This is a genomic window from Pseudomonas edaphica (assembly GCF_005863185.1).
Lineage (GTDB): Bacteria > Pseudomonadota > Gammaproteobacteria > Pseudomonadales > Pseudomonadaceae > Aquipseudomonas > Aquipseudomonas edaphica.
The window spans coordinates 1-14,797 of the sequence record NZ_VBVZ01000091.1; the positions used below are offsets into that span (position 1 = coordinate 1).

Annotated in this window: 15 protein-coding genes and 1 pseudogene; 15 read left to right on the top strand and 1 reads right to left on the bottom strand. The window is 60.2% G+C overall.

The features are described 5' to 3' along the window. Nucleotides 1–243 precede the first annotated feature (243 nt). From FEM54_RS08545 to FEM54_RS08595, 11 genes are all read left to right on the top strand, one after another. Nucleotides 244–1,428, top strand: a complete 1,185-nt coding sequence (locus FEM54_RS08545) for a thiolase family protein (protein WP_017137811.1) — start codon at nucleotides 244–246, stop codon at nucleotides 1,426–1,428. Nucleotides 1,429–1,932: 504 nt separating this feature from the next. Next, a complete protein-coding gene (locus FEM54_RS08550; RefSeq protein ID WP_425326919.1) occupies nucleotides 1,933–2,442 on the top strand; it encodes a fimbrial protein in 510 nt (169 codons plus the stop codon). Nucleotides 2,443–2,494: 52 nt separating this feature from the next. After that, nucleotides 2,495–3,055, top strand: a complete 561-nt coding sequence (locus FEM54_RS08555; RefSeq protein ID WP_017137809.1) for a fimbrial protein — start codon at nucleotides 2,495–2,497, stop codon at nucleotides 3,053–3,055. 20 nt (nucleotides 3,056–3,075) lie between these two features. After that, nucleotides 3,076–5,679: an outer membrane usher protein gene (locus FEM54_RS08560; protein ID WP_171045811.1), complete on the top strand. Its 2,604-nt coding sequence runs from the start codon at nucleotides 3,076–3,078 to the stop codon at nucleotides 5,677–5,679. Continuing rightward, the gene (locus FEM54_RS08565) at nucleotides 5,676–6,434 is read left to right on the top strand and encodes a fimbria/pilus periplasmic chaperone (protein WP_099548932.1); all 759 of its coding nucleotides are present in this window, start codon (nucleotides 5,676–5,678) and stop codon (nucleotides 6,432–6,434) included. Before FEM54_RS08560 ends, FEM54_RS08565 begins: the two co-directional genes overlap by 4 nt. 21 nt (nucleotides 6,435–6,455) lie before the next feature. After that, nucleotides 6,456–7,040 carry a fimbrial protein gene (locus FEM54_RS08570; RefSeq protein ID WP_026013763.1) on the top strand — a complete coding sequence of 195 codons (585 nt, stop codon included), beginning with the start codon at nucleotides 6,456–6,458 and terminating at the stop codon, nucleotides 7,038–7,040. Nucleotides 7,041–7,050: 10 nt separating this feature from the next. After that, the gene (locus tag FEM54_RS08575; RefSeq protein WP_138450427.1) at nucleotides 7,051–7,545 is read left to right on the top strand and encodes a fimbrial protein; all 495 of its coding nucleotides are present in this window, start codon (nucleotides 7,051–7,053) and stop codon (nucleotides 7,543–7,545) included. A 38-nt stretch (nucleotides 7,546–7,583) separates the two neighbouring features. Further along, nucleotides 7,584–8,063, top strand: a complete 480-nt coding sequence (locus tag FEM54_RS08580) for a fimbrial protein (RefSeq protein WP_138450429.1) — start codon at nucleotides 7,584–7,586, stop codon at nucleotides 8,061–8,063. Nucleotides 8,064–8,074: 11 nt separating this feature from the next. Then, nucleotides 8,075–8,611, top strand: a complete 537-nt coding sequence (locus FEM54_RS08585) for a fimbrial protein (RefSeq protein ID WP_138450431.1) — start codon at nucleotides 8,075–8,077, stop codon at nucleotides 8,609–8,611. 66 nt (nucleotides 8,612–8,677) lie between these two features. After that, nucleotides 8,678–9,634: a fimbrial protein gene (locus FEM54_RS08590; protein ID WP_138450433.1), complete on the top strand. Its 957-nt coding sequence runs from the start codon at nucleotides 8,678–8,680 to the stop codon at nucleotides 9,632–9,634. Nucleotides 9,635–9,714: 80 nt separating this feature from the next. Further along, entirely contained in the window at nucleotides 9,715–10,671 is a 957-nt protein-coding gene (locus FEM54_RS08595) for a DMT family transporter (protein ID WP_017137800.1), read from the top strand. A gap of 108 nt (nucleotides 10,672–10,779) precedes the next feature. On the opposite strand, the gene FEM54_RS08600 is transcribed toward FEM54_RS08595, so the two are convergent. Then, nucleotides 10,780–12,168: a class II fumarate hydratase gene (locus FEM54_RS08600; RefSeq protein ID WP_017137799.1), complete on the bottom strand. Its 1,389-nt coding sequence runs from the start codon at nucleotides 12,166–12,168 to the stop codon at nucleotides 10,780–10,782. Nucleotides 12,169–12,488: 320 nt separating this feature from the next. On the opposite strand from FEM54_RS08600, the gene FEM54_RS08605 reads away from it, so the two are divergent. From FEM54_RS08605 to FEM54_RS08625, 4 genes and pseudogenes are all read left to right on the top strand, one after another. Further along, nucleotides 12,489–13,007, top strand: a complete 519-nt coding sequence (locus FEM54_RS08605) for a DUF2059 domain-containing protein (protein ID WP_017137798.1) — start codon at nucleotides 12,489–12,491, stop codon at nucleotides 13,005–13,007. 6 nt (nucleotides 13,008–13,013) lie between these two features. Next, on the top strand, nucleotides 13,014–13,307 hold the full coding sequence (locus FEM54_RS08610) for a BolA family protein (protein ID WP_017137797.1): 294 nt from the start codon (nucleotides 13,014–13,016) through the stop codon (nucleotides 13,305–13,307). Nucleotides 13,308–13,582: 275 nt separating this feature from the next. After that, the gene (gene trhO, locus FEM54_RS08620) at nucleotides 13,583–14,524 is read left to right on the top strand and encodes an oxygen-dependent tRNA uridine(34) hydroxylase TrhO (RefSeq protein ID WP_017137796.1); all 942 of its coding nucleotides are present in this window, start codon (nucleotides 13,583–13,585) and stop codon (nucleotides 14,522–14,524) included. 3 nt (nucleotides 14,525–14,527) lie between these two features. Continuing rightward, nucleotides 14,528–14,797 (top strand): annotated as a pseudogene (locus tag FEM54_RS08625) (DsbA family protein); the annotation flags it as partial.

The following is a 14,797-nucleotide window of genomic DNA, read 5'->3' on the forward strand; positions in this document are numbered from 1 at the left end:
GGCTTGCCCTGCGTTGGGCTGCGCAGCAGCCCCCGACCCAGGCAGCGCGTTCTCTCAGGCAGACCTCATTGGCAGGTTTTGGGGCCACTTCGCAGCCCAGCCCAGCGCAGGGCAAGCCTGCTCGCCACAGAAGCCTCGTTCAGGCGGTCATGCTTTTGTATATGCCAGGTGAATGATCGTCGCGGTTGGGCAGGCCGGCCTCTATGCTCGGTCCATCTCCCAACCACAAGATCGAGGTAGCCCATGCGTGAAGTAGTGATCGTCGACAGCGTGCGAACCGGCCTGGCCAAGTCCTTTCGTGGCAAGTTCAACCAGACGCGCCCGGATGACATGGCGGCCCATTGCGTCAACGCGCTGCTGGCGCGTAATGGCGTCGACCCGGCGACGGTCGAGGATTGCATCGTCGGCGCCGGCTCCAACGAAGGTGCCCAGGGCTACAACATCGGGCGCAACGTGGCGGTGCTCTCGCAACTGGGCACCGGGACGGCGGGCATGACCCTCAACCGGTTCTGTTCCTCGGGCTTGCAGGCGATTGCGATTGCGGCCAACCAGATTGCCTCGGGTTGCAGCGATATCATCGTTGCCGGTGGTGTCGAGTCCATCAGCCTGACCATGAAAAGTGTCAACACCGATAACCTGATCAACCCGCTGCTCAAAGAGCAGGTGCCGGGCATCTACTTCCCCATGGGCCAGACTGCCGAGATCGTCGCGCGCCGCTATAACGTCAGCCGCGAAGAACAGGACCTGTACGCCCTGCAAAGCCAGCAACGTACCGCCCAGGCCCAGGCCGACGGCTTGTTCAACGATGAAATCGTGCCGATGGCCGTCAAGTACAAGGTCGAAGACAAAAACACCGGCGAGGTGCAGGTGCTCGATGGCGTGGTCGACCGTGACGACTGCAACCGCCCGGACACCACACTGGCCAGCCTCAATGGCCTCAAGCCGGTGTTTGCCGAAGACGGTTCGGTGACGGCGGGCAACTCTTCGCAGTTGTCCGATGGCGCTTCGATGACCTTGGTGATGAGCCTGGAAAAAGCCCTGCAATTGGGACTCAAACCCAAGGCGTTTTTCCGTGGCTTTACCGTGGCCGGTTGCGAGCCGGACGAGATGGGCATCGGACCGGTGTTCTCGGTACCCAAATTGCTCAAGGCCAAGGGTTTGCAGGTGGCGGATATCGACCTGTGGGAGCTTAACGAAGCGTTTGCCTCGCAGTGCCTCTATGCTCGCAATCGCCTGGAAATCGACAATGGCAAATACAACGTCAACGGTGGCTCGATCTCCATTGGCCACCCGTTCGGCATGACCGGGTCGCGGCAGGTCGGGCACCTGGTGCGTGAGTTGCAGCGACGTAACCTGCGCTACGGCATCGTCACTATGTGCGTGGGCGGTGGCATGGGCGCTACCGGATTGTTTGAGGCGGTGCGTTAGTCAATCGACAGCTCACACCTATCCATACAAAAGGGGGAGCGTGCTCCCCCTTTGCGCATTCGCTGTTTGGTAATAATCAGGTACTTCTCTGCTTGTTTGATTAGTTGCTCAAAGTCCGTAAACACGGTTATTTTTTAATGCGCGTAATCCCCATCTTACAGAGACGGTCTGATTTGAATTGTTCTCATTAATCTGCATGTAGTCCTTTTCCTTCAGCCAGTTTTAAAGTTTTGGCAAATAGCCATGTTTTTCCTGCGCGCTTTGGCGTACTGCGGCTACTTGGTTTGCGGAAACAGACGGCTTACTTGCTCAAGTGTGAAGTGGAGAATTGCCCGGCGTTGAGCTGATTCCTGGATTGCAATACAACAAGTTGGAAAAACTCAGGAATCATCGGCTTAACAGCACGGGTTATAACCGCTCGTTTAATCAGCCCTGCACCGACCTGTGGCCGGGCTTCTTTAATGACACTTGTTAATAAGTGGGAATCTGTAGATGAATACCAAAATGAAAGCTGCGCTGTTGTCTATCGGTCTGTTGGCCGGCTCGATCTCTGTTGCGCAGGCAGCGGATGGGACCGTCACGTTTCTGGGGTCGGTGCATTCGGGTGCTTGCTCCATCAAGCCTGACTCTGTGGATCAGACCGTTCGCCTGGGGGCGATTGCCAAACACCAACTGGAATCGGGCGGCAAGTCTGAAGCGCGCCGCGTGCTGATTGAACTGGAAGGCTGCGACCTGTCCGGCCTGACCGATAACACCGTGACCACGACCTTCACCGGCGCACCGTCGAGCGTGGTTCCAGGTGCGATCGGTACGGTCGGCGGCGCTGGCGGCGTGGGCATCATGATGACCCACGGTGGCGCACCTGTTGAGCTGGGTGTTCCTACCACACCGCAAGTCATCTCCACCGGCAACAACACCCTGGAGTTCGGCGCTTATGTGCAAGGTGCCGCCACGGACCCGATCATTCCTGGCGATTTCAGCGCAGTAACCAACTTTACCTTGGCTTATCAGTAAGTTTTTCCCCCCGCCACCACGTGTGGCGGGGGGACGCTGACGGGAGATCCAGGTGAAAACATTCCTACGTTTGGCTATCGCCTCTTCATTGACGACGTTGATCTGCCCTTACGCTCTGGCCCAGGACGCTTCGCAGGGTGAAGGCGTCGTCCTGTTGGGCGGAGAAGTCGTGGACTCAGCCTGCGGGCTGGAGCTGAGCAGTATCGATCAAACCATCGAGATGCCGTCGGAGCCAGTTGGCCGGCTGTTGCGCAACACGCGGGGAGAAGATCACCCGTTTCAGTTGCGTTTGGTCAACTGCTCACTGACACGTCCGGACCCGTCGCGCCCAGGGGCAACCCTGCCTGACTGGGAGCACATGCGGGTGACGTTTGATGGGCCGACCGACCGGGCTGGGCTTTCCTTTGCTGTGTTCGGTGGCTCCCAGGGGGTTGCCCTGCACATTGTGGACGCGGCCGGCGAAGAGAGTATTCCCGGGCAGCGAATGTCGCCTACGCCACTGTCGGAGGGCGATATGACACTTAACTACAGGTTTTATCTGGTTGGCAATGGACTGCCACTGGTAGTGGGCGCCCACAGTGCCGCAGTGCGGTTCAAGTTGGAATACTTTTGAACATTGATGGACAGGCTTTCATGTTGAATACAGCGAAGATCAAAAACACGCTGCGCCCGAGTCTGTTTGGCGGGCTGATGTCTCTGGCGGGAACTGCAATGGGTGCCGGCGATATCGAGTTTAATACCGACGTTCTTGACTTGATTGATCGCACCAACATTGACTTGTCTCAATTTGCGCGCAGCGGGTTTATTTTGCCCGGCACGTACTCGATGGTCGTGCACATCAACGGCCAGCCAATTACCGAGCAATCGGTGGCGTTCTATCACCCCGATAATGATCCCAAAGGCAGTCAGGCGTGTTTATCTCGCAGCCTGGTGGAACAGTTGGGTCTAAAAGCGGCGGATGCCGACAAACTTGCCTGGTGGAAGGGCGGCGAATGCCTTGATGTTCAAAGCTTGCCGGGCACCGAGGTCAGTGGCGACCTCGCCACGTCCACGCTGAGTATCAATCTGCCCCAGGCCTACCTCGAATACAGTGCCATCAACTGGGACCCGCCCTCGCGGTGGGACGAAGGGGTGCCGGGGTTGTTGGTTGACTACAGTCTGACGGCGCAGTCCAACTACCAGCGCGGCGATGGTAACCGCAATAACCTCAGTGGCAACGGCACCGTTGGCGCCAATGCCGGCGCCTGGCGGTTGCGGGCCGATTGGCAGGGGCGCGTCGAGCGTGGCCGGCAGGAAGCGGCCGGGCCGCAAAAGCTGGAGTGGAGTCGCTACTACGCGTACCGCGCCATTCCTGCGCTGAAGGCACGTTTGGTGGTGGGCGAGAACTACCTGTATTCGGACCTGTTCGACAGCTTCCGCTTTACCGGTGCCGCGCTCAACTCGGATGAAAGCCAGTTACCGCCCAACCTGCGTGGGTATGCGCCGGAAGTGGTCGGGGTGGCCAAGACCAATGCCAAAGTCATCATCAGCCAACAGGGCCGCGTGCTCTACGAAACCCTGGTAGCGGCGGGGCCCTTTCGTATTCAAGACTTGCAGGATGCAGTGACGGGCAAGCTCGATGTGCGGGTGGAAGAACAGGACGGCTCGGTCCACAGTTTCCAGATGGATACGGCCGGGGTTCCTTACCTTACCCGCCCGGGGCAAGTACGTTACAAGCTGGCATCCGGGCGCCCGTCCAACCTTCAGCATGGCGGTGACGGCGACTTTTTCGGCACCGGGGAGTTTTCCTGGGGCATCAGCAATGGCTGGTCGTTATTTGGCGGCGGCATGACCGATAACAACTATCGGGCGTTGTCCGTGGGGGCGGGGCGCGACTTGCTGGCGTTCGGCGCGGTCTCGCTGGATGTGACGCAGTCTCACGCCGAGGTGTGGAACGAGACGCTCTCGGGTAAATCCTACCGCCTTCAATACTCCAAGAACTTTGAGCAGTACGACAGCCAGGTGACCTTCGCCGGTTACCGGTTCTCCGAGAAAAACTTCTTGAGCATGAGTGAATACCTGGATGCCCGGTATTACGGGCTGAACGGTGAACTCGGCGGGCGTGGTGATTACCGTGACCCGAGTGAGGGCTGGAAGCCGATTGGTGGCAGCAAGGCGCTGTATACGGTCACGGTCAACAAGCAGTTTCGTGACCTGGGCGCCACCGTATACGCCAGCTACAACAAGCAAACCTACTGGGATAGGCCCGACACCCAGCGCTGGAACCTGTCGCTGTCGCGCTACTTCAACGTGGGCACGGTCAAGAACATGAGCCTGTCCCTGAACATGTACCGCACCCAGGAATACAACTACAAAGACAACGGCATGGCCGTCACGGTCAGCCTGCCGCTGGGGCGCACCGGCACATTGTCGATGGACGCCAACCGCACCGCCGGCAGGAACAACTTTGCGACGCGCTACAGCGATCGTCTCGATGAGCGCAACAGCTATCAGCTCAGTGCCAGCGATTCGTCCGCCAGCGGTTACTTGAGCCATATGGGCGACCAGGCCGATATCGACGTCAGCGCCAGCACGCAAGAGGGCGGCTACAGCAGCCTGGGTGTGTCGGCGCGTGGCGGTGGCACGGTCACGCAATATGGCGCGGCCTTGCACCGTACCACCAGTACCGGCGGCACGCGCCTGATGCTCGACACCGGCGGTGTACCCGACGTGCCGGTGCGCGGTTACGGCTCGCCGACCCGCAGCAATGCCTTCGGCAAAGCGGTGATTTCCGATATCAGCAGCTATCAGCGTACGGCAGCCAGCGTGGACCTGGAGCGCTTGCCGAGCACGGTCGAAGCTACTCAATCGGTCACGCAGTTGACGCTCACCGAAGGGGCGATTGGTTATCGCTCGCTGAGCGTGATTGCCGGTGAAAAAGCCATGGCGATTCTGCGCCTGCCGGATGGCAGTTCGCCGCCCTTTGGCGCCACGGTGAAGAACCTCAAGCAACAGGACACCGGCATCGTGAATGACGGCGGCAATGTCTACCTCAGCGGCCTGCAGGCCGGCGAGCAGATGGTCGTCAGTTGGGGCGGCAACGAGCAATGCATCCTCACGCTCCCCACCGTTCTGCCCGTCGATGGCTTGACGCACGCCCTGCAGCTGCGCTGCCAGAGAGTTGCCGCTGCCCCATCCCTGCCCGAGCCAGCCACGCTGACCGGGGAGCTTACCGACACGGAGAACACAGCCTCATGAAGCTTGATATGCGCCTCACCTTCCCAGCGTTCGCGCTGCTGGCCCTAGGCTTGAGCCAGGGCGCCAGCGCCGCGGTTGGCCTGGATCGTACCCGGGTGATTTTCGATGGCGGCAAAGATGCCACCAGCGTGAACATCACCAACAACAATACTCAGCTGCCGTACCTGGCCCAGGGTTGGATCGAGGATGAAACCGGTAAAAAAATCAACTCACCCTTGATCGTGCTGCCGCCGGTCCAGCGCCTGGAACCCGGCAAACAAAGCCAGGTGAAAGTCCAGGCGCTGCCGGCCGCCAAGTCGTTGCCGCAGGACCGCGAGACGGTCTATTACTTCAACTTGCGAGAAATCCCGCCGCGCAGTGATAAATCCAACACCCTGCAAATTGCCCTGCAAACCCGCATCAAGTTGTTCTACCGCCCGGATGCGATTGCGCCGAGCCAGCAAGACCTGTCCAACCCCTGGCAGCAGAAACTGACCCTGACCCGCGAAGGCGACCACTACCGGGTCCATAACCCGACGCCGTACTACGTGACCCTGGTGGATGCACGTGCCAGCAAAGACGGTAAAACCGTGCCGGGCTTTGCACCGGTGATGGTTCCCCCCAAGGACGCGCTGACCCTGGGCCCCAGTGCCAAGGCACTGGGTACGTCACCTTATCTGGCCTATGTGAATGATTACGGCGGCCGTCCACTCCTGGCGTTCACCTGCAATGGCAATACGTGCCAGGTCAACGCGCAGGCCTCAGCGCCGAAATGAGTAATGCTGCTGGAGAACATCATGAAGTCGCAAAGTGTGAAGGTCTTGGGCTGCCTGTTATGGGTCTTGGCGATGGGCGCGCACGCCGCCGACGATGACGAAGATATCGAAGGGATGAGCGGAATGTTGAATGTCCTCGGGGCCATGAATGAGTCGCCTTGCAGTCTGGATATGACCTCATTGCACCAGACGGTGGACCTGGACGCGGTGTCGACCAGCCATTTGCAACGGCCTGGTGATCAGGCGCCCGCCAAGGCTTTTCAACTGCGTTTTACCGACTGTATGCGCACCGCCGGTCGCGTGCGCAACGAACGCACGGGCAACCTGACATGGAGTGCTTACCAACCTGTGTTGTCGGTGGCGTTTGTCGCGCCGGCCGACGCCGATGATCCACGGTTGGTCAAAGTCCAGGGCATCACCGGGATGGGCCTGCAATTGACTGATCCCCTTGGCCGGGATGTACAGCTGGGCTCAAAGGGCGAACCGTTGATTCTGCCCGTGGGCCGCAATACCCAGACCTGGAATGTTCGGCCTACGCGCACCTCCGCGCCGTTGAGCAGTGGGGCTTTCAGGGCCGTGGTGGAATTCAGGCTCAACTATGAGTAAGGGCAGAGCGATGGCTAACTCAATCGGCCCGTGGGCCATTCTGATCGCTGGCAGCCTGCTGTTGGCTGTCAGCCAAGGCGTGCAGGCACAGACCAGTTTGACGATTCGCGCGGTCATCATTGCACCGCCGCCATGTGTGATTAACAGCGGCAATACGTTGGATGTACCGTTTGGCAACGACCTGCAGACGTCACGGGTGGACGGGGTCAATTATCGTCGCGATGTGCCGTATACCGTCACCTGCGATTCCCCCTACAGCAATGCGTTGACCCTGGCACTCAACGGCACCGGTGCAGCGTTTGACAGCCGCGTGCTCTCCACTCGCAAGCCCGACCTTGGGGTCAAGCTGTTCGTGAATGGCGCTGACTGGCCGCTCAATACCCGGGTGAATTTTACCTATCCCAATTTCCCTGTGGTGCAGGCGGTGCCAGTCAAGCGTGCGGGCAGCCAGCTGACCGGCGGGGCGTTCGATGCCACCGCGACCCTGGTGGTCGATTACCAATGACGGCGACCGATAACGGCTATCTCTATGAGGAACGATCAATGAAGGTTTGGCCACAGCGGGCCTTGCTCGCCCTGTGCTCCATCGGCCTGTGCAGTGGTGTGTCGGCCAACCTGACGTTCAGCGGCACGCTGAATGAACCTCCGCCCTGCACCATTGACGGCGGCAACACCATTGAAGTCGATTTTGGCGACGTCGGGGTCAAGCGCGTCGATGGGGTGAAATACCGCAAAGGCGTCGGCTACGCCATTAACTGTGGCACCGATACGCTGCCGTGGGAGTTGAAGCTAAGCGTCAACGGCACCGCCACCACGTTTGACGGCGCTGCTGTGCAGACCAGCGTGCCGGCGCTGGGCATTCGGGTTTTCCAGAACAGCCTGCCATTTCCACTCAATACGCCAATGGACATCAACCTGTCGTCCCCGCCGACCTTGGAGGTGGTGCCGGTGCAACAGCCTGGCGCGGTTCTGACCCCGGCGCGGTTTACGGCAGTGGCCACATTGTTGGCCGAATACCAGTAGGAGCTGAGTTGATGCGATATGAAATTGTGCATAAGGCCTGGCTGGCAGTGCTGCTCGGTTTAGGCCTGATCCCCATGGGGCATGCGGCGGACAACCTGAGCTTCAAGGGCAACCTGGTGGAAGAGGCCTGCACCATCCGTCCTGGTGATGAGGCCATAACCCTGGAACTCTGGGACCTGACCAGCAAGTACCTCTACCTCAACACGCGTTCAGTGGGTAAGCGCTTCCAGCTGCACCTGGAGGACTGTGACACCACCATTGGCGACTCGGTGACCATCATGTTCGGCGGTACGGAAAACCGCGAACTTCCGGGTTTGCTGGCGCTGGATGGTGGCAGTGGCGCCACGGGGATTGGCGTGGGCATAGAAACCCTGAGCGACAAGCCCTTGCCCTTGAATGCCGTCAGCGACAAACAGCTGTTGAGCGATGGCAACAATGTCATTGAGCTCAAAGCCTATGTGCAGGGCGAGCCGACCGCGATCAGGGATCAAACCATAGGGCACGGTGCGTATACGGTGACCTCTACTTTTACGTTGGACTACCCCTAGCGGCGAGCCGTCAGTCCAGACATGAATTGGTGGCATCCGGGTAGACAGGAGCAACGAGAGATAAACATGAAACGACTCTATGCAGCAGCAGTGCTTATCGTGCTGGCGGGTATGACGACGACCGCGTATGCCGTCGACTGTCGCGTAAATGGTGGGCCTTGGCAAAATGGCAACCCCAACCTGCAGGTTCCGGTCACGGTGACCCTGAGTGCAGACCGCACCCGGGTCATGTTGGAAGGGGCAAGGTTGGAATGTCGCTTCACTTACAGCGGCGGCCCCGCCTGGCATTCGGACTTCTGGGCAAGTGGGAGTGCTGCGGGTACCGCGTGGACGCCCGGGCCAAAGTTTGCCGGCGAAGGCACCGGTTTGCGCATCAACGGCTCGTTCTACAACACGCCCGTGCCCAGTGGCATAGCAATAGCCACGATTCCCAACAACGGGGTGTTTTACCCGATCAATGTCACCCCCTACATTCTGCTGCGTAATTATCCGTCCAACCCGTTCGATGTTCGCATCGGCGACAACCTCGGCCTGTTGCGCCTGACCAGCTCGAACAATTACGACGGCACCCGGCCACAGCTCACGGTGACCTACACGGCGGCCAACAACTTCACCGTCTCGCCCTCCACCTGCACCATCAACAATAACAACCCGATCGAGATCAACTTCGGCGACGTCCACCAACGCGCCATAGGCTCCGACCCGTTGACATCCTCCGTCGTCAGTAACCGCAGGCTGACCTACTCATGCCCCGACGGTGGGATCAACACACCGATCACCATTACCTACAAAGGCACCCGTTCCGCGTTCGACCCGCGCCTGCTGATCATGAGCAATCCCGATGTGGGCACGGCGTTGTTGCGCGGCGGTGCTGCAGTGTCTGTCAACGGCTCATTCCTCACCCGTATCACCAACAGTGTGGGCGGCGATGATGTGACGTTTTCGCTGGTGCGGCGCAATGGTTCACTGCCGACGCCTGGCGCCATCAGCGGCAGTGGTGTGTTGGTGATGGGGGTGCCCTGACCCCCAAATGATCGATACCCAAAGCACAACGCCTCGCCCTAGAATGCCAGCTCCTCCACCTCTGGCATTTTGGGGCGCTCATGCACATCTCTTCCGGTCGCTGGGTCTATGGTTTTGGCCTGACCCTGCTGACTGCGTTTCTCTGGGGCATTCTGCCGATCAAACTCAAGCAAGTATTGCAGGTGATGGACCCGATCACCGTCACCTGGTTTCGCCTGGTGGTGGCCGGCAGTTGCCTGTTTATCTACCTGGCGCTGAGCAAACGCTTGCCCAGTCGCAAGGTGCTTGGTCCCAGGGGCGGCTGGCTGGTGGCGATGGCCGTGTGTGGTTTGGTGGGCAACTACGTGTTGTACCTGGTGGGCCTGAAAATGCTCAGCCCCGGCACCGCGCAATTGGTGGTGCAGATGGGGCCGATTTTTTTGATGATTGCCAGTGTGTTCGTGTTCAAGGAGCGTTTCAGCCTGGGGCAGGGCATGGGGCTGGCGGTGCTGATCTTGGGCTTTGGTCTGTTCTTCAACCAGCGCCTGGCTGAGCTGCTGACCTCCATGGGCACCTACACGGCGGGCGTGTTGACGATCCTGCTGGCTACCACCATCTGGGTGTTCTATGCCCTGGGCCAGAAGCAATTGCTCACGGTGTGGAATTCGCTGCAGGTGATGATGGTGATCTACTTGTCGTGCGCCCTGTTGCTCACGCCATGGGCACATCCGCTGGAGGCGTTGCAATTGAGTCCGCTGCAAGGCTGGTTGCTGCTCGCGTGCTGCATGAACACGCTGGTGGCCTATGGTGCGTTTGCCGAAGCACTGGCGCATTGGGAGGCCTCGCGCGTCAGTGCGACCCTGGCGCTGACGCCGTTGGTGACCTTTGTGGCGGTGGCGGTGGCGGCGTGGCTGTGGCCGGACTATGTGCAGGCAGAAGAGATCAATGCCGTGGGCTATATAGGGGCATTGGTGGTGATGCTGGGTTCAGCGACGGTAGCACTGGCGCCGTCGCTGCTCGCCGGGCTCAAGGCCCGGCGGGTGCGTATGGCGTCTTAATACCTTATTAAGGACGAACACTCTCACTGTGGCGAGCAGGCTTGCCCTGCGTTGGGCTGCGCAGCAGCCCCACCCAGCTTTAACTGACTCACCGAGTCGCCAGTTCTCTCAGTGGCCGGCTTCCAGCATGTTCTCCGGGCGCACCCACTGGTCGAACTCTTCATCAGTCAGATAACCCAGGTCCAGCGCCGCCTGGCGTAGCGTCAAGCCTTCGGCGTACGCCTTCTTGGCAATCTGCGCCGACTTGTCGTAGCCGATATGCGGGTTGAGCGCCGTTACCAGCATCAAGCCGCGCTCCAGGTGCTCGGCCATTTGCTCGGCATCCGGCTCAAGGCCTGCGATGCAGTGCTCCTGGAAGTTGTTGCAGCCGTCGGCCAGCAGGCGGATCGATTCGAGCAGGTTGTGGATGATCACCGGCTTGTACACGTTCAGCTGCAAGTGCCCTTGACTGGCGGCGATGCCGATGGTCACGTCATTGCCCAGCACCTGGCAGGCCAGCATCGACAGCGCTTCGCACTGGGTGGGGTTGACCTTGCCGGGCATGATCGAGCTGCCCGGCTCATTGGCCGGCAGCTTGACCTCAGCCAGGCCTGCGCGTGGGCCGGAACCCAGCAGGCGCAGGTCGTTGGCGAGCTTCATCAGCGCCACCGCCAGGGTCTTCAGTGCGCCGTGCAGGGTGACCAGCGGTTCGTGGCCGGAGAGGGCGGCGAACTTGTTGGGGGCGGTAACGAACGGCAAGCCGGACAAGGCCGCCAGCTCGGAGGCGATCGCCTCACCAAAGCCATGCGGCGAATTGAGCCCGGTGCCCACGGCGGTGCCGCCCTGGGCCAACTCGCACACAGCGGGCAGGGCGCTACGGATGGCGCGCTCGGCGTAGTCGAGTTGGGCGATAAAGGCCGAGACTTCCTGGCCGAAGGTGATCGGCGTGGCATCCATCATATGGGTGCGGCCGGTTTTCACCAGTTTCATATGGCGTGCAGCCAGCTCGGCCAAACCGCCAGAAAGCGTGGCGATCGCCGGGAACAGGCGTTGATGAACCGCCTGCACCGCCGCAATGCTCATGGCCGTGGGAAAGCAGTCGTTGGAGCTTTGCGAGCGGTTCACATGGTCATTGGGATGCACCGGGCTTTTGCCGCCACGGGCCTTGCCCGACAGCTCGTTGGCGCGGCCGGCGATCACTTCATTGGCGTTCATATTGCTTTGGGTGCCGCTGCCGGTCTGCCATACCACCAGCGGGAACTGGTCGTCGTGCTGGCCGTCGAGCACTTCATCGGCGGCCTGTTCGATCAGGCGGGCGATGTCGGCGGGCAAGTCGCCGTTGCGGTCGTTGACCCGTGCTGCGGCTTTCTTGATCAGGGCCAGCGCGTGCAACACCGCCAGCGGCATGCGTTGCTCGCCGATGGCGAAGTTCACCAGCGAGCGTTGGGTCTGGGCGCCCCAGTAAGCGTCATCCGGGACTTGGACGTCTCCCAGGCTGTCGGTTTCGATACGGCTCATCGGGCACACTCCTTCAGGTTCGTTTGCGCAGTTTAGGCTGTGATCCGTTGGTGGGGTTCCATAAAAGACTTTTCATCGAGGGTATTCCCATGCGGTTCAGGCTGCCTGCGATGGCGTCAACGGGTTGTCACTGATAAACCGCGGTGCTTGCATCGCAGCGGTGCGACGATTCGACAAGCCGGCTCGCATAGAAAGGCAGATCCCAGCCCCGTGCCCCCGCAAAACCAGGCTGAACAAGGCCTGGGGTTGAGCCGCAAGGTTTTTTAGGCGCAGAATGGTCGCCCTTGGGGTCTTACCTCGCCTGCTAGAAAGGAAACTCGATGACTCGTCTTCGTGCCATCTGTACCGCGGTTGCTCTGGTTTGCGCCAGCGGCCAGGTTTTTGCCGATACCGCCAGCCATAACGCCAGTGCCGAAGCCTTCCTGACCCTGGCCCACGCTGACAAGCTGGGTACCCCGGTGTACATGCAAGTGCAGCAAATGTTTGCCCAGCGTTTCGCCCAGACCAAGGCACCTGCCGCCAAGCAGTCCGTACTCGACAGCTACCAGGCCAAGGCCAATGCTGCGCTGGACCAGGCCATCGGCTGGCCGAAGCTGAAGCCGGACATGGTCAAGCTCTACACCACCAACTTCAGCGAATCCGAGCTCAAGGACCTGGTAGCCTTCTACCAGTCGCCGCTGGGCAAGAAAGTCCTGGAAAAAATGCCGCAACTGACCCAGCAATCGGCCCAGATGACCCAGGCCAAGCTGGAAAGCGCGGTACCTGTGGTGAACAAGCTGCTCGAAGACATGACCAACGAGCTGACGCCTAAAGCCCCGGCCCCGGCCAAGAAGAAGTAAACAGGAATGACCATGCAACAGCGTATCGAATCGGCACTCGTCGCCCTGAGCCCGGAATACTTGAGCGTGCTGGATGAAAGCCATATGCACAGCCGTGGGTTGCAGAGCCACTTCAAGGCCGTGCTGGTCAGCCAGCAGTTCGAGGGGCTCAACCGCGTCAAGCGCCATCAGAAGGTCTATGCCACCCTGGCTGACCTGATGAGCGAATTCCATGCGTTGGCGCTGCATACCTACACGCCTGACGAATGGGCGAAAATCGACGCAGCCCCGGCCTCGCCGACCTGCGCCGGCGGGCACTGACACTGTGGCGCATGGGCGTTATGTGGCGAGGGAGCTTGCTCCCGTTGGGCTGCGCAGCAGCCCTGATGCCCATCACTGCGATCTTTGTGAAAGGTCACAATCGCCTTATCGGTGCCGCTTCGCAGCCCAGCGGGAGCAAGCTCCCTCGCCACAGTAAAGAGGCGGCCCATAAACGTCGCCAATTTTGTTAGAATCCGCAACGCGCCGCTTAGCCGGCGCGTTTTTTTTGCATCCGGTTCACCCCTTACGAGGGTAGCCACCTGGAGAGAACACCCATGACTCAACCGATTGTCGTGGCGGCACTGTATAAGTTCGTCACCCTCGAAGATTACGTCGCCCTGCGCGAGCCACTGCTGCAGGCAATGGTCGATAACGGTATCAAAGGCACCTTGCTGATCGCCGAAGAAGGCATCAACGGCACCGTTTCCGGCAGCCGTGAAGGCATTGATGGTCTTATGGCCTGGCTCAAGAACGACCCACGCATGGACGACATCGACCACAAAGAGTCGTACTGCGACGATCAGCCGTTCTACCGCACCAAGGTCAAGCTCAAGAAAGAGATCGTGACCCTGGGCGTCGAAGGCGTTGACCCGAACAAAAAGGTCGGCACCTACGTCGACCCGCAGGACTGGAACGCGTTGATCAGCGACCCTGAAGTGCTGTTGATCGACACGCGCAACGACTACGAAGTGTCGATCGGCACCTTTGAAGGCGCAATCGACCCGAAAACCACCAGTTTTCGCGAATTTCCTGACTATATCAAAGCCAACTTCGACCCGGCCAGGCACAAGAAAGTCGCGATGTTCTGCACCGGCGGCATTCGTTGCGAGAAGGCTTCCAGCTACATGCTCAGCGAAGGTTTCGACGAGGTTTACCACCTTAAAGGCGGGATTCTGAAGTACCTCGAAGAGGTGCCGCAGGCAGAAACCAAATGGCAGGGCGACTGCTTTGTGTTCGACAATCGCGTGACCGTGCGCCACGACCTGAGCGAAGGCGACTACGATCAATGTCATGCCTGTCGCACACCGGTCAGCGTAGAAGACCGCGCGTCCGAGCATTATGTGGCTGGCATCAGTTGCCCGCATTGCTGGGATAAGCTGCCGGAGAAGACCCGTCGCAGCGCCATCGACCGGCAAAAGCAGATCGAACTGGCCAAGGCCCGCAACATGCCGCACCCGATTGGCTTCAACTACAAGCAAACCCCTTCCGAGGCCTGACCCATGCCCGCGCGCCTGCTCTATGTGATGGACCCGATGTGTTCCTGGTGCTGGGGCTTTGCCCCGGTGGCGCAGGCGCTGGTTGAGCAGGCCCAGGCGGCCGGCGTGGATGTGCACCTGGTGGTGGGCGGTTTGCGCACCGGCAGCGGCGCGGCACTCGAGCCGACTACACGGCGCTATATCCTTGAGCACTGGCAGGCCGTTACCGACGCCACCGGCCAGCCGTTCAAGCGCGAAGGCGCGTTGCCCGACGGGTTTGTCTATGACACCGAG

Coding starts and splice junctions, on each gene's coding strand:
- FEM54_RS08565 (WP_099548932.1), top strand. CDS start 5,676: ATGAAGCTTGATATGCGCCTCACCTTCCCAGCGTTCGCGCTGCTGGCC.
- FEM54_RS08545 (WP_017137811.1), top strand. CDS start 244: ATGCGTGAAGTAGTGATCGTCGACAGCGTGCGAACCGGCCTGGCCAAG.
- FEM54_RS08585 (WP_138450431.1), top strand. CDS start 8,075: ATGCGATATGAAATTGTGCATAAGGCCTGGCTGGCAGTGCTGCTCGGT.
- FEM54_RS08605 (WP_017137798.1), top strand. CDS start 12,489: ATGACTCGTCTTCGTGCCATCTGTACCGCGGTTGCTCTGGTTTGCGCC.
- FEM54_RS08610 (WP_017137797.1), top strand. CDS start 13,014: ATGACCATGCAACAGCGTATCGAATCGGCACTCGTCGCCCTGAGCCCG.
- FEM54_RS08580 (WP_138450429.1), top strand. CDS start 7,584: ATGAAGGTTTGGCCACAGCGGGCCTTGCTCGCCCTGTGCTCCATCGGC.
- FEM54_RS08595 (WP_017137800.1), top strand. CDS start 9,715: ATGCACATCTCTTCCGGTCGCTGGGTCTATGGTTTTGGCCTGACCCTG.
- trhO (WP_017137796.1), top strand. CDS start 13,583: ATGACTCAACCGATTGTCGTGGCGGCACTGTATAAGTTCGTCACCCTC.
- FEM54_RS08590 (WP_138450433.1), top strand. CDS start 8,678: ATGAAACGACTCTATGCAGCAGCAGTGCTTATCGTGCTGGCGGGTATG.
- FEM54_RS08570 (WP_026013763.1), top strand. CDS start 6,456: ATGAAGTCGCAAAGTGTGAAGGTCTTGGGCTGCCTGTTATGGGTCTTG.
- FEM54_RS08575 (WP_138450427.1), top strand. CDS start 7,051: ATGGCTAACTCAATCGGCCCGTGGGCCATTCTGATCGCTGGCAGCCTG.
- FEM54_RS08560 (WP_171045811.1), top strand. CDS start 3,076: ATGTTGAATACAGCGAAGATCAAAAACACGCTGCGCCCGAGTCTGTTT.
- FEM54_RS08600 (WP_017137799.1), bottom strand. CDS start 12,168: ATGAGCCGTATCGAAACCGACAGCCTGGGAGACGTCCAAGTCCCGGAT.
- FEM54_RS08550 (WP_425326919.1), top strand. CDS start 1,933: ATGAAAGCTGCGCTGTTGTCTATCGGTCTGTTGGCCGGCTCGATCTCT.